General features: G+C 74.7%; 21 protein-coding genes and 3 pseudogenes. 7 read left to right on the top strand and 17 right to left on the bottom strand.

The annotated features are described in order from the left end of the window. Positions 1-21: 21 nt before the first annotated feature. Positions 22-351, top strand: a pseudogene (locus tag GEV43_RS56455) (GNAT family N-acetyltransferase); the annotation flags it as partial. 191 nt (positions 352-542) lie between these two features. Here GEV43_RS56455 and GEV43_RS32070 read toward each other — a convergent pair. From GEV43_RS32070 to GEV43_RS32055, 4 genes are all read right to left on the bottom strand, one after another. Next, a complete protein-coding gene (locus GEV43_RS32070) occupies positions 543-1,715 on the bottom strand; it encodes an NAD(P)-binding protein (RefSeq protein WP_160823872.1) in 1,173 nt (390 codons plus the stop codon). 3 nt (positions 1,716-1,718) lie between these two features. After that, positions 1,719-2,630: an RNA polymerase sigma factor SigJ gene (gene sigJ, locus GEV43_RS32065; protein WP_309239951.1), complete on the bottom strand. Its 912-nt coding sequence runs from the start codon at positions 2,628-2,630 to the stop codon at positions 1,719-1,721. A gap of 97 nt (positions 2,631-2,727) precedes the next feature. Then, positions 2,728-3,117 (bottom strand): hypothetical protein, encoded by a 390-nt coding sequence (locus GEV43_RS32060; protein WP_160823870.1) that lies wholly within the window; start codon positions 3,115-3,117, stop codon positions 2,728-2,730. A gap of 115 nt (positions 3,118-3,232) precedes the next feature. Further along, entirely contained in the window at positions 3,233-3,766 is a 534-nt protein-coding gene (locus GEV43_RS32055; protein WP_160823869.1) for a CGNR zinc finger domain-containing protein, read from the bottom strand. Between the two features lie 26 nt (positions 3,767-3,792). Between GEV43_RS32055 and GEV43_RS51585 the strand changes: the two genes are divergently transcribed. From GEV43_RS51585 to GEV43_RS48405, 5 genes and pseudogenes are all read left to right on the top strand, one after another. Next, positions 3,793-3,945, top strand: coding sequence for a hypothetical protein (locus tag GEV43_RS51585; RefSeq protein ID WP_241684131.1), 153 nt, complete (start codon positions 3,793-3,795; stop codon positions 3,943-3,945). Then, the gene (locus GEV43_RS51580; RefSeq protein ID WP_241684041.1) at positions 3,942-4,271 is read left to right on the top strand and encodes a GNAT family N-acetyltransferase; all 330 of its coding nucleotides are present in this window, start codon (positions 3,942-3,944) and stop codon (positions 4,269-4,271) included. Before GEV43_RS51585 ends, GEV43_RS51580 begins: the two co-directional genes overlap by 4 nt. Before the next feature lie 217 nt (positions 4,272-4,488). Continuing rightward, positions 4,489-5,550, top strand: coding sequence for an MFS transporter (locus GEV43_RS32045; RefSeq protein ID WP_309239949.1), 1,062 nt, complete (start codon positions 4,489-4,491; stop codon positions 5,548-5,550). 68 nt (positions 5,551-5,618) lie between these two features. Further along, positions 5,619-6,893 carry a carboxylesterase family protein gene (locus GEV43_RS32040; RefSeq protein ID WP_206681358.1) on the top strand — a complete coding sequence of 425 codons (1,275 nt, stop codon included), beginning with the start codon at positions 5,619-5,621 and terminating at the stop codon, positions 6,891-6,893. 46 nt (positions 6,894-6,939) lie between these two features. Next, positions 6,940-7,242 (top strand): annotated as a pseudogene (locus GEV43_RS48405) (carboxylesterase family protein); the annotation flags it as partial. Positions 7,243-7,350: 108 nt separating this feature from the next. On the opposite strand, the gene GEV43_RS32035 reads toward GEV43_RS48405, so the two are convergent. Then, on the bottom strand, positions 7,351-8,004 hold the full coding sequence (locus GEV43_RS32035) for a response regulator transcription factor (protein ID WP_309239948.1): 654 nt from the start codon (positions 8,002-8,004) through the stop codon (positions 7,351-7,353). Beyond that, a complete protein-coding gene (locus GEV43_RS55330) occupies positions 8,001-9,221 on the bottom strand; it encodes a histidine kinase (protein WP_160823868.1) in 1,221 nt (406 codons plus the stop codon). Before GEV43_RS55330 ends, GEV43_RS32035 begins: the two co-directional genes overlap by 4 nt. Before the next feature lie 184 nt (positions 9,222-9,405). Here GEV43_RS55330 and GEV43_RS32025 point away from each other — a divergent pair, with 184 nt between their 5' ends. Beyond that, positions 9,406-10,341 carry a carbohydrate-binding protein gene (locus GEV43_RS32025; RefSeq protein WP_160823867.1) on the top strand — a complete coding sequence of 312 codons (936 nt, stop codon included), beginning with the start codon at positions 9,406-9,408 and terminating at the stop codon, positions 10,339-10,341. Positions 10,342-10,487: 146 nt separating this feature from the next. On the opposite strand, the gene GEV43_RS32020 is transcribed toward GEV43_RS32025, so the two are convergent. The 11 genes and pseudogenes from GEV43_RS32020 to GEV43_RS51565 all read right to left on the bottom strand — a co-directional run bounded on the left by GEV43_RS32020 (position 10,488) and on the right by GEV43_RS51565 (position 19,614). Beyond that, a complete protein-coding gene (locus GEV43_RS32020) occupies positions 10,488-11,246 on the bottom strand; it encodes an ABC transporter ATP-binding protein (RefSeq protein WP_160823866.1) in 759 nt (252 codons plus the stop codon). Continuing rightward, entirely contained in the window at positions 11,233-12,006 is a 774-nt protein-coding gene (locus GEV43_RS32015; RefSeq protein WP_160823865.1) for an ABC transporter ATP-binding protein, read from the bottom strand. The genes GEV43_RS32020 and GEV43_RS32015 overlap by 14 nt, the downstream gene beginning before the upstream one ends. Beyond that, positions 11,999-13,090 (bottom strand): branched-chain amino acid ABC transporter permease, encoded by a 1,092-nt coding sequence (locus GEV43_RS32010; RefSeq protein ID WP_160823864.1) that lies wholly within the window; start codon positions 13,088-13,090, stop codon positions 11,999-12,001. Before GEV43_RS32010 ends, GEV43_RS32015 begins: the two co-directional genes overlap by 8 nt. Next, on the bottom strand, positions 13,087-13,962 hold the full coding sequence (locus tag GEV43_RS32005; RefSeq protein ID WP_160823863.1) for a branched-chain amino acid ABC transporter permease: 876 nt from the start codon (positions 13,960-13,962) through the stop codon (positions 13,087-13,089). The genes GEV43_RS32010 and GEV43_RS32005 overlap by 4 nt, the downstream gene beginning before the upstream one ends. 70 nt (positions 13,963-14,032) lie before the next feature. Then, the gene (locus tag GEV43_RS32000; RefSeq protein ID WP_160823862.1) at positions 14,033-15,361 is read right to left on the bottom strand and encodes an ABC transporter substrate-binding protein; all 1,329 of its coding nucleotides are present in this window, start codon (positions 15,359-15,361) and stop codon (positions 14,033-14,035) included. A 19-nt stretch (positions 15,362-15,380) separates the two neighbouring features. Beyond that, positions 15,381-16,244 (bottom strand): SMP-30/gluconolactonase/LRE family protein, encoded by an 864-nt coding sequence (locus tag GEV43_RS31995; protein ID WP_160823861.1) that lies wholly within the window; start codon positions 16,242-16,244, stop codon positions 15,381-15,383. Continuing rightward, on the bottom strand, positions 16,241-17,308 hold the full coding sequence (locus tag GEV43_RS31990) for an AMP-binding protein (RefSeq protein ID WP_309239947.1): 1,068 nt from the start codon (positions 17,306-17,308) through the stop codon (positions 16,241-16,243). Before GEV43_RS31990 ends, GEV43_RS31995 begins: the two co-directional genes overlap by 4 nt. Next, a complete protein-coding gene (locus tag GEV43_RS55325; protein ID WP_309239946.1) occupies positions 17,245-17,616 on the bottom strand; it encodes a hypothetical protein in 372 nt (123 codons plus the stop codon). The genes GEV43_RS31990 and GEV43_RS55325 overlap by 64 nt, the downstream gene beginning before the upstream one ends. A gap of 68 nt (positions 17,617-17,684) precedes the next feature. Beyond that, positions 17,685-17,948: pseudogene (locus GEV43_RS51570) on the bottom strand (AMP-binding protein); the annotation flags it as partial. Then, entirely contained in the window at positions 17,945-18,970 is a 1,026-nt protein-coding gene (locus GEV43_RS31985) for a Rieske (2Fe-2S) protein (protein WP_160823860.1), read from the bottom strand. The pseudogene GEV43_RS51570 and the gene GEV43_RS31985, both read right to left, overlap by 4 nt. Positions 18,971-19,215: 245 nt before the next feature. Beyond that, complete coding sequence (locus tag GEV43_RS51565; RefSeq protein WP_309239945.1) at positions 19,216-19,614, bottom strand: hotdog domain-containing protein; 399 nt, start codon at positions 19,612-19,614, stop codon at positions 19,216-19,218. Positions 19,615-19,651 lie beyond the last annotated feature (37 nt).

The following is a 19,651-nucleotide window of genomic DNA, read 5'->3' as shown; positions in this document are numbered from 1 at the left end:
TTTGCCCCTCCGAGGAGTCGCATGCCCGACCTGCTCGTACGCCCCGCGGACGCCGCCGACCGCCCCGTGCTGGAACGCCTCTGGCTGATGTTCCGCCACGACCTGTCGCAGTACCGCGGCGTGCTCCCCAACCCGGACGGGACCTTCCAGAGCGAACGCCTCCAGATGGCGTTCGACGACGACGACCGGGCCGCGTACCTCCTGCTGAGCGGCGAGCATCCCGTCGGACTCGCCGTCGTCCGCAACCTGAACGGCCAACGGCGCGTGCTGAGCGAGTACTTCGTCGTACGCGGCGCGCGCGGATCCGGGATCGGCCTGCGCGGCGTCCGGGACGTGCTGGCCAGGCACCCGGGCCCGTGGGAGATCGCCTTCCAGGACAACAACCCGCCCGCGGTCCGCTTCTGGCGCCGCGTCGCCGCCGACATCGCCCCGGACGCCTGGACCGAGGAACGCCGCCCGGTACCGGGAAAGCCCGACACGCCCCCGACGTCTGGATCTCCTTCGACGCCCCCGCCTAACCGCCGCCCCAGACCCGGGCGCGGTCAGGGCTGGAGTTGGGGGGATGGGCGGCGGGGGTGGTGGGTGGCTTGGGTGGCGGCTTTGAGGGCGCTGGTTATGGAGACTTCGGCGAGGATGCCGGGGGCGGCGACCATGTCGCCGGCAAGGTAGCGGCCGTCGCCCTGGTCGATGGCGGGGCGGTCCCGCCACGTCCGGCCCGGGAGGTCGAGGGCGCCGGTGCGGTGGTGAGCGAGCTGGTCGCGGCTCCAGACGAGCCGGGTCCTCCAGCCGGGCAGGGCCTGGTCGTAGACGCGGTCGAGGCGGCGCAGGGCGTCGGCCTTGGACTCGTCCGGACGCGCCGGCATGTAGCCCTGGACGAGGGACCGGCCGGACGGCGCGAGGGACGGGTCGGTCTCGCTGAACCTCTCCAGCAGCGCGCCCTCGTCCAGGTCGAACAGCAGGGGGGTATCGTCGCGGCCGGACGGCAGGGCCAGGTCGCGGCAGGCGACCCGGCCGCTCTCCCAGCGCAGCGACGGGTCGCCGAGCAGGTCCCGGGCCGCCTCCAGCGAGGTGGCGACGATGACCGGGCCGTCCTCGGGGAGCGCGGTGACGCGCGAGCCCGTCTCGATCCGTACGCCCAGCCCGACGGCGCGCCGGCGCATGTTGGCGATCATCGCGCCCCAGCCGCCGCGCGGGTAGCGGGTCGCCGGGTAGCCCATCGCGACCACGCGGTGCAGCCGCTCCTGGCAGAACGCCGCCGACAGGCTGCCCGGGTCGTGGAAGAACGTGACGGGGCGCAGGAACCCGAGCGACGCCCGGTACGCCGCCGGGCCGAACCGCCCGGTCGCCCAGTCGCGGTAGGAGACCTCGACCGGCGCGCGGTGCCGCCTGCCGAGGGTGACCATCCGGTTGAACGGCATCGGCGGGAGCCGCCTCAACCTGTCCTCGTGGCGGAACCGCATCCGGGCGAGCGTGGACGGCTTCAGCGCGTGGAACGGCTGGACGAGGCCGCGTTCCTTCAGCCAGCGCCATGGCGCGCCGTCCGCGTAGAAGGCGTGCGCGCCGTCGTTGGCGATGTACGGGCCGTCCGTCGAGCGGGCGCGCCCGCCGAGGTGGGAGTGCGCTTCGTGGAGCACGACGGCCGCGCCCCGCTCCGCGCTCGCGATGGCCGCGGTCAGGCCCGCGAGCCCGCCGCCGATGATCGTGATGGTCGTCATGCGTCAAGGACGCAGCGGCGCCGATTCCCGTGACATCAGCCCGGCCATCTTCTCCGGATTGGTGATGACGAAGACCTCCTGGACGAGGCCGCCGGCGACCGTGGGCTGGAGGAAGACGATCGGACGGCCCGCCGCCACCATCACGACCGCGGGCCCCGCGTTCGCGTTGACGGTCTCGTAGCCGATGTCCGTCTCCTCCAGGCCGAGCCGGGTGAGGAAGTGCGTGCGGCCCTTGCCGTGGACGAGTCCGAGCAGCAGCCGCGCGATCCGGTCCGCCCCGCGGACGACGCGCAGCGCGCTCGGCGCGAGCCCGCCGCCGTCGCCGGTCAGCCGCACCCCCGGCGCGAGCGTCGCGAGGAGCTCGTCCATGGACCCGGTCGCGCAGGCGAGGAAGAACCGGTCGGCGGCCTCGCGCCACGTGGCCCGGTCGATCTCGTACCGCGGCCTGCCCTCCCGCACGTGCGCGCGGGCCCGCGCCGCGAGCTGCCGCACCGCGGGCTCCCGCTTGCCGAGGGCCCGCGCGATCGCGCCGTACGGCTCGTCGAACACGTCCCGCAGGACGAACACCGCGCGCTCCAGCGGCGACAGCGACTCCAGCACGACGAGCATCGCCATCGTCACCGACTCCGCCCGTACGGCGTGCTCGGCCAGATCCGCCGGCCCGGTCAGGACCGGTTCGGGCAGCCACTCCCCCGGATAGACCTCCCGCCGCGCCTGCGCCCTGCGCAGGCGGTCGATGGCCAGCCGCGTCGTCGTCCGGACGAGGAACGCCTCCGGATCGGCGACCTCCGCGCGGTCCGCCGCCGCCCACCGCAGCCACGCCTCCTGGACGACGTCCTCCGCGTCCGCGACCCGGCCCAGCACGCGGTAGGCGACCCCGAGAAGCCGGTCCCGGTGCTCGACGAATCCGTCCACCCCCACATCTTCCCCACCGCCTCCGGCACGGCGCATTCGGGGCGTCCGTACGGACCGCGGCGCCCCGGGCCTGGGCGGGCCCGGGGCGGGACGGGGATCAGGGGCGGGGTTCGGCGTTGGTCCACTCCGAGACCTCGAAGACCTCGTACGAGGCCAGTTCGCCGGGGCGGTGGAAGCGGTCGGGCATGTTCGCGGCCTTCAGGCTGCGGGGTCGGCCGTTGTCGCCCGGCGGGAGCGGGCGGCTGCCGTGCGGCGGCTTCGCCACGAGGTCCCGGATGGCCAGCAGCGTCCCGTTGGCGGGGTCGACGATCCACTGGCGCCGGTAGGTGCCGAGCTGCTTGGGGACGGTGAACAGGCCGAGGGGCAGGTCGAGCGCCGCCGCGATCTCGGCGTACGACAGCTCGCCGAACGCCTCGGGGTCGTCCAGGGACGCGGCGACGATGCCCGGATCGTCCAGCTCGTCCCTGGCGTGACTCACCATGGCCATGAGTGCGTCTTCATGGGGGTGCGTCCTTCGTGACTCGGGGGGGTGCTGGCACCTCCTCTATCCCGAAGGCCGCGTCCGGGTTGCGTCCCTCCGCCCGGACGGCCGCGCCGCCCGGTCAGGAGACGGGGGAACGGGCCGACCGCGCGCGGTGGCGGCGTACCGCGTCGCGGTTGGCGCACCGGTGGGAGCAGTAGCGCTGCCGCCCGGTGCGGGTGGTGTCGGCGAAGATGGTCGCGCACTCGGCGACGGCGCAGCGGCGGAGCCGGTGCATGCCCCGCCCGACCAGGTGCAGGGCGGTGCCGACGGCGATCAGCGCGGCCAGCACCGAGCCGAGCGGGCGGCCGTCGTCGCGGTAGTGCAGGTGCCAGGGGCCGCCGTCGTGGTCGGTCAGCCGCGGGTACGCGGCGGCCTCCGCGAGCATCCGGTTGACCAGCTCGGCGCGGTCGCGCTCGTCGGCGGCGTCGACGATCTTCTCCCAGGCGTCCAGCGCGGCCTGGACGCGGTCCAGGTCGTCCGGCGTGGCCGCGCTCTCCAGCACGAGCCCGGCGGCCCGGCAGCGGTCGGCGAGCTCCGCCGCGGTCTCCGGCCGCCGGTTGGCGAGGGCGGCGGCCAGGTTCACCGCGTCCTGGCCGTAAGGGTTGAGCTGCATAAGCCTATTACACCAGGCTGGCGCGCATGACGCACCACACCGATGTACGGCAGGCAGTGGAGGACGACATCGCGGAGCTCGTACGGCTCCGGGCGATGCTCTTCGAGGACCTCGGCGGCGAGTTCTTCAACCCCTCGTCCGCGGGGACGACTGGCGGGACGCCCTCGCGCGGGTCCTGAAGGAGAAGATCGCGGCGGACGACGCGCGGATCCTGGTGGTGGACGGCGACGGCGGCCTCGCCGCGTGCGGGTTCGGCACCATCGAGCAGTGGTTCCCCGGGCCGCACTCGCGCAACGGCCGGATCGGGCACGTGATCGGCATGGTCACCGACCCGGCGTACCGGCGGCGCGGCCACGGCCGCGCGATCATGCACTCCCTGCTCGACTGGTTCCGGGAGCGCGACGCCGTCCGCGTGGACCTGACCGCCTCCCGCGACGGCGAGTCCCTCTACCGCGAGCTCGGCTTCTTCGACCACCCCGACCCGGCGCTGTGCTGGCGCCCGTGACGGGAGGCCCGGCGGGCGCGGGCGGGGTCGCGCACGGCGCGGGGCGGTACCGGTGGGTCATCCTCGGCATCGCGACGTTCACGCAGGCCGCCTCCGGCTTCTTCGTGCAGGGCGTCGGGGCGATGGGCGTCCAGCTCCAGCGCGGTCTGGACCTCGGACGGCCCAGCTCGGCCTCCTGCTGTCGGCCGCGCAGGTCGTCCCCCTGGCCGGGCTGCTGGTGGCCGGGGAGCTGCTGGACCGCTACAACGAGCGCTGGGTCGTCGGCGCGGGCGCGGGCGTGGTCGCCGCGAGCCTGGGGCTCGGGAGCGCGGCCCCGGGGTACGCGGCGCTGCTGCTCGTCATGCTGGCCGTGGGAGCCGGATACAGCACCGTCCAGCCCGGCGGGAGCAAGTCGGTGGCGTCCTGGTTCGACGCGTCGCAGCGGGGACTGGCGATGGGCGTCCGCCAGGCGGGCCTGCCGCTGGGCGGGGTGCTGGCCGCGGCCGTCCTGCCCTTCCTCGCCGCCGCCCACGGCTGGCGGACCACGCTGGTGGTGGGCGGGCTCGTCGCGCTGGTGGGAGCCGCCGTCTTCATGGGCTTCTACCGGCAGCCGCCCGCCGTCCAGGCGACGGCGCCGGCCGCGGCGACGCGGGACCCGTCCAGGCCGGAGCCGGGCGCGCGGCTGCGGATGCTCCGCGAGCCGTCCATGGTGAAGGCCGTGCTGTCGGGGACGAGCATGGTCTCGGTGCACAGCGGCATCGGCGTCCTGACCGTGCTGTACCTGCACGACACGGCGTCCCTCGGGGCGGGCGCGGCGGCGCTGGTCTTCGTGGCGACGCAGGGCGCGGGCGCCGCCGGCCGCGTCTGCCTCGCCGCCTGGAGCGACCGCAGCGGGACGGGGCGCTACACGTCCGTCATGGTCTGCATGGCCGCCGTGATCGCGGGGATGGCGGCGCTGATGACGCCCGTCGGGCACTCGCCCGCCGCGGCCTGCCTCGTGTTCGTCTGGCTCGGGTTCTTCGGGATCGGCTGGTACGGCCCCTGGGTCGCCTACGTGGCCGAATCGGCTCCGCCGGGCAAGACGGGGTTCGCCCTCGGCCTGGCGATGGCGGTCACGCAGATCGCCATCATCCTGGCCCCGCCCGTCCTCGGCCTCGCCAAGGACCTCACGCACAGCTACACGCCGGCCTGGGGGCTGCTGTGCGCGATGACCGCCGTCACCCTAGCGGTCACGGCCCGCGCCGAACTCCGGCAACGGCGCGCTCCGGGGCGTCCGGCCCCCTCCGCCCCGTCCCGTTAGACCATCGGCTAATCGTTTGGCCTCTCGGGGCTTAGACCGCGGCCGCGCGGCTGGTTGGCTTCCCGGACATGAGCCGATCATTCGTACGACGCAGTACGACCTTCGCCGCCGTGGCCCTGCTGGCCGCGGCGGCCCTGCCCGGCGCCGGAGCCGGAGCCGCGCCGCCGGGCGTGGTCGTCCGCACCGCCTCGGGCCTGCTGCGCGGGGTCGCGGACGGTCACGTGGTCCGCTACCTCGGCGTTCCGTACGCGGCGCCTCCCACCGGCGAGCGGCGGTGGCGCCCACCCTCGCCCGTACGGCCGTGGAAGGGCGTGCGGAAGGCGGTCCGGCCCGGGCCGCCGTGCGCGCAGAGCAGCCTCGCGGGCGGCGAGGAGGACTGCCTGCACCTCGACGTGACCGCGCCGCGGACGCCCGCCCGTCCCGGCGGCAGGCCCGTGATGGTGTGGGTGCACGGCGACGGCTTCCAGGGCGGCGCCGGCAGCGAGGTCGACGCGGCGCGGATGGCGGCGCGGGGCGACGTCGTGGTGGTGTCGATCGACTTCCGGCTGGGCGTCTTCGGGCTGTTCGGAACGCCCGGGATGGCGGGATCGGGCACGTTCACGCTCCAGGACCAGCAGGCGGCGCTGCGGTGGGTGCGGGCGAACGCCGGGGCGTTCGGCGGGAACGCCCGCAACGTCACGCTGTTCGGCCAGTCCGGCGGGGCCGTGGGCGCCTGCGCGCAACTGACGTCGCCGGGAGCGGCCGGGCTGTTCCACAAGGTCGTCTTGCAGAGCGGGTCGTGTGCGGTGTCCTGGCCCAAGGGCGGCATGAAGGCGGACGGCCCGGCCGGGTCGTTCTTCACCCCGCTGAGCGCGGTCTACCGGAACGGACGCCGGGCGACGCGCGACTGGGGCTGCGCCAAGGGCTCCGCGACCGCCCGCATGGCGTGCCTGCGGAAGCTGCCGACGGAACGGGTGCTCGAACACAACGACCGGTTCACCGCCGCCGCGACCGGCAACGCGGTGCTGCCCCAGGACCCGGCCGCCGCCGTCCGCGCGGGGCGGTTCCACCGGGTTCCGGTGGTGTCCGGGCACACGCGCGACGAGCTGCGGTTCCTGGCCGCGCTGATGCGGAAGCAGGGATACCCCCTCGACAAGGCGCAGTACCACAAGCGGCTCGCCCTCGGGTTCGGGAGCGCGGGGCCCGACGGATCGAGGCCGTCTACCCGCCCGCCCCCAAGGGCGACTCGTGGGAGCGGCTCTACACGCTCTACAGCGACCGGATGTTCACGTGCATGCAGATCGCGACCGGTGACGCGCTGTCGCGCCGTACCGCCGTCTACAGCTACGAGTTCGCCGATGTGAAGGCCCCGCCCTACTCCCCTACGCCGTCGGACTTCGACGCGGGGCCTCGCACGCCGCGGAGCTGCTCTACCTCTTCGACATCAAGGGCAAGCCGGTCGACTACGACGGCCGGCCGCTGTCGTACACGGCGGCGCAGCGCCGGCTGGCCGACCGGATGGTCGACTACTGGACGCACTTCGCGCGTACGGGACGGCCGGGCGCCGCCGGGACGCGCACCTGGCCCCGCGCCGTCACGGGCCGTACCGGGTCGCCGGAGCTCGCGCTCGCCCCCGGGCCCGGCGGCATCCGCCCGGTGGACGGCTCCGCCGAGCACCACTGCGGCCTCTGGCGGACGATCGCGGACCGCTGACGGGCGATCGCGCCTCGGGACGGCCGTACGGAACGCCTCGTACGGCCGTCCACGCCTCGTACGGACGTCCCTTCGCGGAGGGCGTCGGCGTGCGCCTCGCGCCGCGGGTCAGCGGGCGTCGTGGACGAGGAGGGCCAGGAGCGTGCGGTTCTCGACGCCGAGCTTGGCGAGGGCCCGGGAGATGTGCAGCTTCACGCTGGCGACGCTGATGTAGAGGTCGGCGGCGATCTGGGCGTTGGTGCGGCCCTGGGCGACGCCCGCCGCGACGGCCCGCTCCTGCCCGGTCAGCCGGTCCAGCAGGTCCCGCGCGCGGCGGCGCTCGTCGTGCCGTACGGGCGCGGCGACCTGCCGGATCAGGCCGCTCAGCGCGTCCGGCGACAGCACCGGCTCGCCCGCGGACGCCCTGCGGATCGCCTCGACGATCTGCTGGGGCGGGGTGTGCTTGGTGACGAAGCCGCCCGCGCCCGCCCGCAGCGCCGCCAGGACGTTCTCGTCGGCGTCGAACGCCGTCAGCATGATCACCTGGGGCGGCCTCGGCCCCCGGCGGATCGCGGCGGTGGCGGCGAGCCCGTCCACGCTCGGCATGTGCAGGTCCATCAGGACGACGTCGGGGGCGCGCTCGGCGACGAGCGCGGCGGCCTCGGCGCCGTCCGCGGCCTCGCCGACGACCTCGATGTCGGGCAGGCCGCCGAGCATCGTCGCCAGCCCGAGCCGGACGAGGGCGTCATCGTCGACGATGGCGACGGCGATCGGCGAGGTCACGCCTCAAAGGGTAGCCAGGCCGACAGCCGGAACACGCCGCCGGGACGGGGCCCGTGCTCCAGCCGCCCGCCCGCCAGCGCGGCCCGTTCGGCGAGGCCGACCAGCCCGAAGCCGCCGCCCGGCATCGCGCGGGAGCGCCCAGGGCCCGGAAGCGGGTTGTCCGCGGTGACGCGGATCCCGCCGTCCTCGCGGACGACCCGCACGGTCACGGGCAGGCCGGGCGCGTGCTTGCGCGCGTTGGTCAGCGCCTCCTGGAGCACGCGGTACGCGTCGCGCCGCACCGGTTCCGGCACGCCGTCCAGCGTGTCGGGGAACGCGTCGAGCACCACCGCGTCACCCGCCCGCCGCGCCTCGTCGATCAGGTCGCGCGCCGCCGCGAGCGTGGGCCGCGGCCCGGACGGCCCCGGGTCCCGCCCGGCGTCCCGCCCGCGCAGGACGCCGATCACCTCCCTGAGCTCCACCAGCGCGTCGTGCGAGGCGGACCGCAGGATCTCCGCCGAGCGGGCGACCTCCTCCGCGGGCGCGTCGGGCCGGAACGCCAGCGCCCCGGCGTGCAGGCTCATCACCGTGATCCGGTGGCCCAGCGCGTCGTGCATCTCCCGCGCCATCCGGACCCGTTCGCCCTGGCGGGCCTCCTCGGCGCGCCGCCACTGGTCGGCCTCCGCGCGCAGCGCCCGGTCGCGCAGCGCCAGCACCAGGTCCCGGCGGGCCCGCGCGAACAGCCCGGCCAGCAGCACCGCCGTGCACAGCAGCACGACCGCCGCCACCGTCGCGGCGCCGCCCACGCCCCGCTGCCGGACCGCGACGTCGCACACGCTGGCGCAGGCCAGCAGCGCCGCGACCGCGACCGCCGTCCTGGTGCGGCAGCGCAGCGCCACCCCGAACGCCGCGACGCCCGCCGGGAACCCCGCCGTCCGCGCCACCGCCGACACCAGCACCAGCCCGACCGCCACCCGCACGGGCCACCGCCGCCGGAACAGCAGCGCCAACGGCGCCAGCACCCCGGCCGCCGCGTCCAGCGCCAGCCAGCCCGCCGCCGGACGGGCGGTCGTGAAGTACTCCCCCGCCAGCGTCCCGGCCGCGATGCCGCACGCGACCAGCGCGCACGCCGCGTCCACGCACCAGTCCCGGAACGACCGCCGCGTGCCGTCCTCGCGCAGTGCCGACGGAAGCAGCAGCGACCGCTCGACAGCCTCCCACTTCGACCGACCGCCCACCCGTTCACGATATGCCCGCCGTCCCGATCCGCCGTCCGAAGTGCCGCGCCGCGCGTTCGACCCGTAATGAACGGAACCTGAACAGCCAGTCGTTGACAGAACAACTCTTGCGGCCGAACTCTGTGGAGCGGTACGAGCCGTTCAACGCGCGTGCCGACCGTTCCCCCCCTCCCTGTTGGAGTGCATGATGCCGCGCCGGAAACTGCTCACGTGCGCTGCCGTCCTCGCCGTGCTCACCGCGGCCCCCGCCACCGCCTCCGCCACCGTCTCCGCGCCGCCGGAATCCCCGCACGGCGCGAAAGCGGCCGTGGCCGCGAATCGGCCCCCTGACCCCGACGCGCCGAAACGCGGCCGGGTGGAGGGCGCCCGCCCGTTCGTGCCGAACGCCCGGAACGCCAAGGCCGTCCAGCGCTTCCGCGATCTGCACCGTTCCCGCGTCCGCCGCCAGCAGATCCACCATTTCTGGGGCGTGGAGCCTGCGGCCGGAACGCACGACGGGCTGATGGCCACGCAGAGCGTCGACACGAGCTACAAGGTCTCCTATAGCGCCGACTTCACCTACACGCCCACCATCAAGGCCGCCTCGTCCTGCATGGAGATCACGACCGTGTACTCGCAGGTCCTCGGGAACGAGATCTGGGCCTGGGACTGGTGCGGCGGCAACGGGCCCTCGGTCGAACTGAAGCTCGACGCCTCGTTCGTCCAGACCTACACCACTCCGGTGAACGGCCATCCCGCCTACAACGTCCAGCTCGTCCGCACCGACGCGAGCCGCAATTCCTGGTCGGCGTATCTCTACAACTACAAGACCAGCAGCTGGAGCCTGTTCTACAGCAAGTCGGGAACGGACACGAGCGAGCTCAAGTACGGCTGGGACATCTTCGAGATCTACGCGACCCGCAACCCGAGCACGGGAACCGCGTACTACTGCTCCGAGGCGAAGAACGTCGTGTTCGAGAGCAGTTCCATCAAGCTTCGCAAGAACAACCAATGGACACCGGCGAGCCCCTCGGATTCTCCGTGGCAGCCTTCCGCCAATCCCAATCCGAGCGACTACCTGTGCCCGACCCTGAAGTTCGTCCGCGCGGGCGCGAACGACCACTGGATCGTCCGCCAGTGACGGCACCCGCCGGGCCGGGCCGCACGGCCGCCGGGCCGGGCCGCACGGGCGTGCGGTGAAAGGCGCTCCTCCCGGGCGATCTGCCGCCCGCCCGGGAGGAGGCCGCACCGCCTGGGCCGCCTGGGCCGCCGGGGCCGCCTACGGGGTCACGGTTGCGGGGCCACGGCCGATCCGGTGCCGCCGAGCCGTTCGAACTCCGTCGAGGTGGCGCCCATGGCCCGCTGGTACGCCTCGTCGAGGGCGGCGCCGCCGTCCTCGGCCGTCGCCACGACCCGGCCCCGGATCAGGACGTGGCCGCGGTCGATGAGCCCCGCGAGGGGGCCGATGGTGGGCTCGGCGAGCAGCACGCAGACACCGTCGTCCGCGAGCCCGGCCACCGTCCGCGCGATGTCCTGGACGATCTTGGGGGCGAGCCCGGTCGTCATCTCGTCCAGCAGCAGCACCGACGGCTCGGCCATCAGGGCGCGGGAGATCGCCAGCATCTGCTGCTCGCCGCCGCTCAGCACCCCGGCGAGGCCGCGGGCGCGCGTCCGCAGGACGGGGAAGCGGTCGAGCGCGGCGTCCGCCCGCCCGCGGGGCAGGCGCAGCGTCTCCGCCATGACCTTGAGGTTCTCCAGCACGGTGAGGTGCGGGAAGAGCTGCCTGCCCTGCGGGACGACGGCCACGCCGCGGCGGGCCCTCGCCAGCGCCCGCAGCCCGGACAGGTCCGCGCCGTCCACCACGACCCGGCCCCGGGCGGGCACCGACCCGTACACGCCGAGCAGGAGGCTGGTCTTGCCCGCCCCGTTCGGGCCGACGACCGCCGTGACGGCGCCCGAGCGGGCGGTGAGGGACGCGGCGTCCACCGCGACCGCGCCGCCGTAGCGGACCGTGAGGTCCTCGACCTTCAGCTCATGTCCGGTCATATCCGCCTCCGAAGTACACCGCACGCATCTCCGAACTCGCCAGGCATTCCTCAGGGGTGCCCTCGAAGACGACCCGCCCGGAGTCCAGCAGCACCACGCGCTCCGCGAGGGAGGCGACCAGGTCGACGCTGTGGTCGATGAGGACGACGCCGTGGCCGCGCCGCCGGACGGTGCGGATCGCCTCCATGATGGCCGCGATGCCGGTGGCGTCGGCGCCCGCGAACGGCTCGTCCAGCAGCATGACCTGGGGGTCCTGGGCGAGCGCCCGCACGACCTCCAGCACGCGCTTCTCGCCGAGCGTCAGCTCGCCCGCGAGCCGGCCCGGGTCGTCCAGGCCCATGTCGGCCGCCAGCCGGGCGCACTCGTCCCGGCCCGTCGCGGTGGACAGCAGGCCGCGCAGCATGCTCGCCGCCATGCCGCGCACCGAGGAGTGGCGGGCGGCGAGCCGTCCGGTCAGGACGTTCTCCGCGACCGTCAGCTCCGACGCGAGCTGCGGATGCTGGAACGTGCGGGCGAGGCCGAGCCGCGCCCGCCGCCACGGCGCTCCGGCCAGCGGGCGCCCGGCGAGGGTCAGGGTCCCCGCGTCCAGGTCCTGGGCGCCGGAGACCACGTCCATCAGGGTCGTCTTGCCCGCGCCGTTCGGGCCGATCAGCCCGAGCACCTCGCCGGCCCGCACCTCGACGTCCACCCCGTCGAGCGCGGTGACGCCGCCGTAGCGCTTGCCGATCCCCGTGCCGCGCAGGAGCGCGCCGTCAGCCACGTGCGCCGTCCCTTCCGCCGCGGACGGCGCCGGGCGCGAACCGCCGGCGCGTCCGGTCCAGGTAGCCGAGCAGGCCGTTCGGCGCGACCAGCAGGACGGCCAGCACCACGGCGGTCAGCACGAGCTTGCCGCTGTCGTCGAGCACCGGCAGGTTGACGGTCGTCTCCACGACGACCAGGGCGCCGACGACCGCGCCCCACGACGTGCCGAGCCCGCCGATCAGCGGCATGAACACCGCGAGGAACACGATGTCGAGCGTGAACGTCTCCGGCGTCACCCCGGCCTGGAACGTGGCGAACAGCGCGCCGCCCATCGAGGCGATCGCCGCGCCGGTCGCGAGCGCGAGCAGGTCCAGCGCGCGCGTGCGGACGCCGCACGACTCGACCGCGAGCGGCACCTCGCGCGCCGCCCGCACGGTCACGCCCCAGGCGCCGCGCCGCAGCCGGTCGACCAGCCAGGCGACCGCCCACACCAGCAGCAGGCCGGCGGCCATGAGGACGCCGCGGCCGGGATGCCAGCCGAGGACGGCGGGCCCGGCCCCCGCCGCCATGCCGCTCGCCCCGCCCGTCAGGTCCTCCGACGCGACCAGCCAGCGCTGGAACGCGGTGCCGAACAGCAGCGTCACCGCCGCGAGGAAGAACCCGGACAGCCGCGCGGTCGCCAGCCCGAGCAGCACGGCGACGGCGACCGCCACCGCGCACCCGGCCGGCCACCCGAGCCAGAACGGCGCGTCCAGCTTCACCTGCGCGACCAGCACCGCGTAGGCGCCGATCCCCGCGTACGCCCCGTACGCCATGGACAGCGACCCCGCCATGACGAACGGCACGTACATGCCGAGGCCGATCAGGGCGTAGACCGCGAACAGGACGGCCAGGTCCTGGTGGTAGGCGCTGCCGCCCGCCCACGCGGCGACCAGCGCCAGGCCGGCCGCGCCGAGCAGCGGCGGCCACCGGTCGGCCGCCCGGGGCAGGCCGACCGCCGGGCGCCCGGCTCCGGCTCGGGCTCCGGCTTCGGTTTCGGCTTCGGCTTCGGCGGTGGGCGGCCGGCGGAGCGCTCCCGCGGGCCGCGTGCGATCCACGGTCATGTACGAACCCTCCAGACGAAGATGCCTTCCGGCCGGAACGCGAAGAACACCAGGGCGACGCCGAGGACGACGTAGGAGACGAACTCGCTGCCGAGGTAGTAGGGCACGAACATCTGGACGGCGCCGAGGAGCAGCCCGCCGGCGAGCGGACCCCAGACGGTGCGGGTGCCGCCGACGACCAGCGCGAGGAACCCGTTCAGCGTCCACCCGAGGCCGCTGTCGAACTGGAGCCCCGCCTTCGGCGCGAACAGCAGGCCCGCGACGCCCGCGACGACGCCGCTCACCGCGAACGCGAGCAGCCGGACGCGCGCGACCGGCAGGCCGAGCAGTCGCGCGGTCGCCTCGCCGTCGCCGACCGCGCGCAGCAGCCGGCCGCTCCTGCCGTACCTGATCCACAGGGCGGTCGCGGCGAACACCAGGACGGTGACGCCGATCAGCAGCACCGCGTACGGCTGCACGACGACGCCGCCGAACTCCAGCGGTGCGGTCCGCAGCAGCGACTGGCCCGCGAGCGGCTGGTGCCCGAACGCCAGCCCCGCCGACTGCTCGATCATGAAGAGCACCGCGGCGATGGCGACGAGGGCGGGCAGCTCGCTGCCGGACGACCGGCTCTGCACGCGCCGTACGACCACGAGCTCGGTCAGCACCGAGAGCGCGACCACGGCCGCGAGCCCGAGGAACGCGGCGGGCCACAGCGGCACCTCGTGCTCGGCGACCAGCCACGCGGTGGTCATGCCCGCGACCGTGGCGTACGGCCCGAGCGCGAAGTTGAAGAATCCGGCGCCCTGGAGGACCAGGAGGTAGCCGAGGGCGATCAGCCCGTAGAAGCAGCCCATCTCCAGGACCGACACCCATATCTGAAGGTCCGTCATGGCCGGGACCACCCGCCCGTCCGCATCCGCGTCCGCATCCAGGTGCGCGTTCGTGTTGGCTTCATCCGCGTCACCCGCACTGGGGCTGGTAGCCGTGCTGCATGCCGCCGGGCCTGTTGCCGCGCCCGAACTCGACGAGCGCGAGCCCGCACAGCCCGTCCGCGCCGATGTGCTTGCCGGGCGCGAACGACAGCGTGAGCCGCGACTGGCCGAACGCCGGCCGGTACCCGCGCAGCTTCTCCAGCTCCTGTTTCAGGCGGTTCCCGTCGAGGCTCCGCGCCCGTTCGATCGCCGTCTTGATGAGCTGCACCGAGTCCCACGCCTGGGCGTCGTAGGCGGTCATCTCGAACCTCCCTCCGCGTTCGCGGGTGAGGAAGCCGCGCAGCGCCTCCGCCCGCGGGTTGCCGGGGACGAGCGCCCCCATGAACGCGAGCCCGTCCAGGGCGCGCGGGTTGGCGACCTTCCAGAAGCCCGGCTGGTTGCCGATCGAGGCGAGGGAGTAGCGGGCCAGGCCCGGCATCTGCTCCGCGAGCTTGTTCTGGATGAGGATCTCGTAGATCCCGCCGACGCTGGACACGAACACCGCGTCGGGGTCGTGCCGCTTGAGCCGGGCGACCTGCGGCGTGACGTCCGACGAGCCCAGCTCGGCCTGCTCGACGCCGACGACGTCCACGCAGGCGCGCAGCTTCGGCAGCAGGATCCGGTTCAGCGCGACGATCGTCGGCGACAGGTCGGTCATCACGCCGAGCCGCCGGTACCCGGCCTGCTTCATCGCGGCGCAGTAGACCTTGGTGAAGTCGGAGATCGGGTTGCCGAGCATGAAGACGTAGTCGGCGTTCGGCGGGGTCACCGCCCCCTCGGAGATCGCGACGGGGGCGAACGCGGGGACGCGCGCCCCTTGCAGGACCGGTTTGGCCTGGAGCACCGAGCCGCCGCCGGTGCTCAGGATGACGGCCTTCGCGCCCTCGCCGAGCAGCTTGCGGACGACCGACGGCGTCTTGGTGGGGTCGCTCGCGTCGTTCTCCACGACGAGCTTGAGCGGCCTGCCGAGGACGCCGCCGCGGCGGTTGATGTCGCGGACGGCGTCGCGGACGGTGCGGCCGGCGGGCACGCCGTACGAGGCGCCGGGGCCGCTGCTGTCCTCGTCCATGCCGATCACGATCGGCTCGCCCGCGGGGCCGGCGACCTCGGCCCGGCGCGCGGCCGGGTCCGCCGAGTCGCAGGCGGCGGCGAGGGAGAGCAGCGCGGCGAGGCAGGCGATCCGCCGCGGCCCGCGCCGCCGGACGGCTCGCCGGACGTCTCGTCGGATGGCCTTCCGAGCGGCCCGGCGGACGGCCCGGCGGGCGGCCTGCGAGGTGGCTCGTCCGGCCGGTGGCCGGTGGGATGCGTTGCGGAGCACGGGTTCCTCCTCGCTCACGTCACAGGCCGGAGATGTCGACGCGCAGGATCGCCCCGGTCCGCTGGGCACGGCATTTCTCGGGCACCCAGTCGTCGGCCGCGCAGACGTACATGGCGGCGCCCGGCCCGGCCCCTGCTCCGGCGAGGACGCACGCGTACGGCGGCCGCGGGCAGTCCAGCCGCGCGGTGATCCGCCCCGCGCGCGAGACCCGGACGAGCTCCCCGGTGAACGGGGAGGCGAACCAGACGTTGCCGCCGGCGTCCGCGGTGAGGCCGTCGGGCAGTTCGGCGTCCAGCTCGATCAGCACGCGCCGGTCCGACAGCGAGCCGTCCGGCCCGACCGAGAACGTCGTGATGCGGGGCGGCAGTGCCCGCGTCTCGGCGACCGCGAGGGTACGGCCCCCGTCGAGCAGCGCCATGCCGTTCGGCAGGTGCAGGCCCGCGGCGGCCTCGCGAACGTCGCCGCCGGGGCCGACGAGCGCCAGCGCGGCGGGGGTGATGGGCTCCGGCGGCGCGGTGCCGTCGCCGAAGTTCCCGACGTACGCGCGGCCCGCGCGGTCCACCAGCATGTCGTTGGCGTGCCAGGTGGCGATGCCGGACAGGTCGGCGTGCACGCGGACGGCGCCGCCGTCCACGCGCAGCACCCGCCGGGCGTGCATGGCGACCACGAGCGGAGTGCCGTCCGGCAGGAACCCTAGGCCGGAGGGGCAGTCGTCCAGGGTGACGACCGTCTCCGGGGCCGCGCCGGGCGCGCACCTGACCACGCGGCCGTCGTGCATGTCGGAGAACCAGAGCGCGCCCTCGTGCCAGCGCGGCCCCTCGGGGAACGCCAGCCCGGACATGACGGTCTCGAACGCGGGCCGCTGGGTCGGCGGCGCGGTCATGCCCCTTCCCCCGCGCCGTCGCCCCGGCCGCCGTCCGCCCCGCCGTCCGTCCCGCCGCCGTCCGTCCGGCCGCCGCCGTCCGCTTCCGCGGCTCGCGCGAGTTCGCGGAGGGCCGGTTTGAAGACCTTCGCCGAGGCGTTCTTGGGCAGCTCGTCGAGGAACGTCACGTACCGCGGGACCTTGTAGTTGGCCATCCGGGTCCGCGCCCACGCGATCAGCGACTCCGCGTCGAGGCCCGCGCCGGGCCGCGGCACGACGAAGGCCCGGCCGACCTCGCCGAACCGCGCGTCCGGGACGCCGATCACGGCGGCCTCCCGGACGTCGCCGTGCCGGGCGAGCGCGTGCTCCACCTCGACCGGGTAGACGTTCTCGCCGCCGCGGATGTACATGTCCTTGGAACGGCCGGTGACCCGCAGGTACCCGGCGTCGTCCAGCTCCCCGATGTCGCCCGTGCGCAGCCAGCCGTCCACGAACGCCTCGGCGCTGCGCTCGGGGTCGCGCCAGTACCCCGACATCACGTTGTAGCCGCGCAGGAGGATCTCGCCGCGCGTCCCCGTGGGCGCCGGGGCGCCGCCCCCGCCGTCGATCCTGACCTCGACGCCCGGGATGGCGCGACCGGCCGTCCGCGCGACCGTCTCCGGGTCGTCGGTGTGGCTGCACATCGTCGCGACGCCGCTGGACTCGGTGAGCCCGTAGCCCGTCACGACGTGCTCGAACCCGAGCTCGCCGCGCATCGCGAGGACCAGGTCGGTGGGCACGTCGGACGAGCCGGTCACCGCGAGCCGCAGGCTCGACAGGTCGTGCGCGGACCGGGCGGGGTCGGCCAGCAGGCCGTGGAAGATCGCCGGAGGGCCGGGCACGACCGTGATCCGCTCGTTCTCGATCAGCCGCAGGCACCCGGCCGGGTCGAAGGTCAGCCGCGGGTGGACGGTGGCGCCCGCGAGCAGCGCGGTGAACAGGCCCGCCTTGGAGCCGAAGGAGTGGAAGAACGGCGCGATGATCATGATCCGGTCGTCCGCGCGCAGGCCGACCACGTCGGCCCAGGCGCCGAACGGCGCGCACACCTGCGCCTGGGTCGCGACCGCGCCCTTCGGGAGCCGGTCGTGCCCGAGGTGAACGAGATGTCGGACCGGTCGTCCGGGCCGAGTGAGGCCGTCCGCTCGTCGAGCACCGCGTCGGACACCGCGTCCCCGGCCCGCAGGAAGTCCTCGAAGCCGACCGCCCCTTCGGGGACCTCGCCGCGCAGGACGACGCGCCGCCGGAGCGCGGGCGTCGGCTGCTCCGCGGCGGCCCCCTCCAGCCAGCCCAGGTAGTCGGTGCCGAGGAACCCGGTGACGGTGAGCAGCGTGGACGCCCCGGACTTGGCCAGCACGTACGCGGCCTCGGGCCCTTGAAGCGGGTGTTGACCGGGACGGTCGTGGCGGCGGCGAGCTGCGTGCCGTAGTAGGCGGTCACCCACTCCCACACGTTCGGCGCCCAGATCGCCACCCGGTCTCCCTTGCCGACGCCGGAGGCGATCAGCGCCTTGGCGACGCGGCGCGACTCCCGTTCGACGTCGGCGTAGGTGAGCCTGAGGACGCCGCCCCGCGCGTCCTCGGCGACGACGGCGAGCTTGTCCGGCGTGCGCGCGGCGCGCTCGGCGAGCGCCTCGGGGATCGTCCGCGCGCTGAGCCGGGCGCGGGGCCCGGCGTCCGTCGCGGTCATTCAGACCCCGCGTTCGCGGCGGCGGACGGAGCGGAGGCGGCGGGACCGGAGGCGGACGGAGCGGAGGCGGCGCGGCCGTCGCCGCGGGCGGGCAGCACCGAGCGTTCGAGCTCGGCCATGGTCGTGCGCGGATAGGACCGCACGTAGTGCAGGTAGCGGGCCATCTGCCGGTCGGCGGCCGTCATGTGCGCCTCGCCGAGCCGCAGCGTGTTCATGATCGGAAGGTCCTCGTTGAGCAGGTCGGTGTGCAGGGCGAGGATCTGGTCGAGGTTGCGGTCGGCGGTCGCGCGGCCCTCGTCGTCGTCGCTCTCCAGCCGCGTGACGGCCACGATGAAGAACTTCGTGCCCTCCCGGCCCATCGGCGAGGACGCCGCGAGGTGGCCGAGGAACTCGCCGTTGCGCACGCCGTGGGTGACCGAGATGTTGGGGCCCCACTTCTCGACGGTCATCGTCACGCGGCCGACCGCCTCGTGGATGAAGTTGTCGACGCTCCACCGCATCCGGTGGCCGTCGCGCTCGACGTCGGGGCTGAGGTTCTCGATGCCGTGCACGGCGCGGAAGTGGGCGAAGTCGAAGATGTTGGTGCCGAACACCCACGAGTCGACGACGAGCGGCTCGTCCATCGGGATCTGCCCGCTCTTCGAGACCATCGTCTTCTCGTCGAAGGTCGGGATGGTGGGGACCTCGAAGGGCGGCTCGGCGCCCCAGAAGACCCAGATGATGCCCCACTTCTCCGAGACGGGGAACGTGAACAGCCGGGCCGCCTGCGGGATGCGGTCGCCGGTGGGGATGTGCGAGCAGCGCCCGTCGGTCCCGTAGCGCCAGTGGTGGAACGGGCAGCGCAGGTCGTCGCCCACGACGTCACCGACGCCGAGGTCCGCGCCGAGGTGCTTGCAGTACGCGGTCATCGCGCGGACCACGCCGTCCGCGCCGCGGTAGACCACGACCCGGCCGTCGCAGAGGTCGACGCTGGTGGACTGCCCCGGGCCAGGTCGGACGAGAGCAGCACCGGATACCAGCACTGGTGGCCGCCCGAGCGCATGGGCTCCCAGAGCCCCGGCCGCCGCTCGTCCCGCTCGTCGTTGGTCGCCGTCGGTGCCGCTGTGGGGGCTGCTGTGGGGGCCGCTGCGGGCGCCGCCGCCGCCGTCGTGGTCTCGGTGCCGTCCATCATGCTCCTCGGGATTGGCCGCTCCGGGCAGTGAACGTGCGTTCAGTTCACTGAACGCTTGTTTATTTCTCAGGACGCTAATGTCGCGGAAGGGCCGTGTCAACGGCCGGAGAAGCGGTGGAGCAGCGAAGCCGTCGCCACCGGCGCCCCCGAGGAGGCGTTCCGCACGTCGATGTCGCAGAAGGTGAATCGTTCGTCACGTGCGCGCACGCGGGCGCGGGCGCGCAGCGCGCCGGGCTCGGCCCTGCGCAGGAAACGCGCGCTGAGCGACACCGTGACGCCGCCCGCGGCCTCGGCGCCCACCGTCCACGGCACGCTCGCCCCCGCCGCGTCGATCAGGCCGAGGACGGCCCCGCAGTGCACCGCGCCGTCCTCGCCCAGGGTGCGCTCGACCGGGTCGATCGACATCTCGATCTCGCCGGACGCGATCCCGGTGACGTGCACCGCCCGGTCGGCCAGGTAGGGGATCGCCTGGGTGGCGGCCTCGGCGTCCGCCACGTCCCCGCGCAGGCCGCGCGCGGTCTCGGGCCGCCCG

Origin of the sequence: Actinomadura sp. J1-007 (assembly GCF_009793335.1) — a bacterium.
Taxonomy (GTDB): Bacteria; Actinomycetota; Actinomycetes; order Streptosporangiales; family Streptosporangiaceae; genus Spirillospora; species Spirillospora yumaensis.
This window is presented reverse-complemented; position numbering and strand designations above follow the sequence as displayed.

Bases quoted from the DNA above. Each gene is read 5' to 3' on its own strand.
- GEV43_RS32070 (WP_160823872.1), bottom strand. From the start codon at position 1,715: ATGACGACCATCACGATCATCGGCGGCGGGCTCGCGGGCCTGACCGCG.
- GEV43_RS32060 (WP_160823870.1), bottom strand. From the start codon at position 3,117: ATGGCCATGGTGAGTCACGCCAGGGACGAGCTGGACGATCCGGGCATC.
- GEV43_RS32055 (WP_160823869.1), bottom strand. From the start codon at position 3,766: ATGCAGCTCAACCCTTACGGCCAGGACGCGGTGAACCTGGCCGCCGCC.
- GEV43_RS51585 (WP_241684131.1), top strand. From the start codon at position 3,793: ATGACGCACCACACCGATGTACGGCAGGCAGTGGAGGACGACATCGCG.
- GEV43_RS32040 (WP_206681358.1), top strand. From the start codon at position 5,619: ATGAGCCGATCATTCGTACGACGCAGTACGACCTTCGCCGCCGTGGCC.
- GEV43_RS32025 (WP_160823867.1), top strand. From the start codon at position 9,406: ATGATGCCGCGCCGGAAACTGCTCACGTGCGCTGCCGTCCTCGCCGTG.
- GEV43_RS32020 (WP_160823866.1), bottom strand. From the start codon at position 11,246: ATGACCGGACATGAGCTGAAGGTCGAGGACCTCACGGTCCGCTACGGC.
- GEV43_RS32010 (WP_160823864.1), bottom strand. From the start codon at position 13,090: ATGACCGTGGATCGCACGCGGCCCGCGGGAGCGCTCCGCCGGCCGCCC.
- GEV43_RS32005 (WP_160823863.1), bottom strand. From the start codon at position 13,962: ATGACGGACCTTCAGATATGGGTGTCGGTCCTGGAGATGGGCTGCTTC.
- GEV43_RS31995 (WP_160823861.1), bottom strand. From the start codon at position 16,244: ATGACCGCGCCGCCGACCCAGCGGCCCGCGTTCGAGACCGTCATGTCC.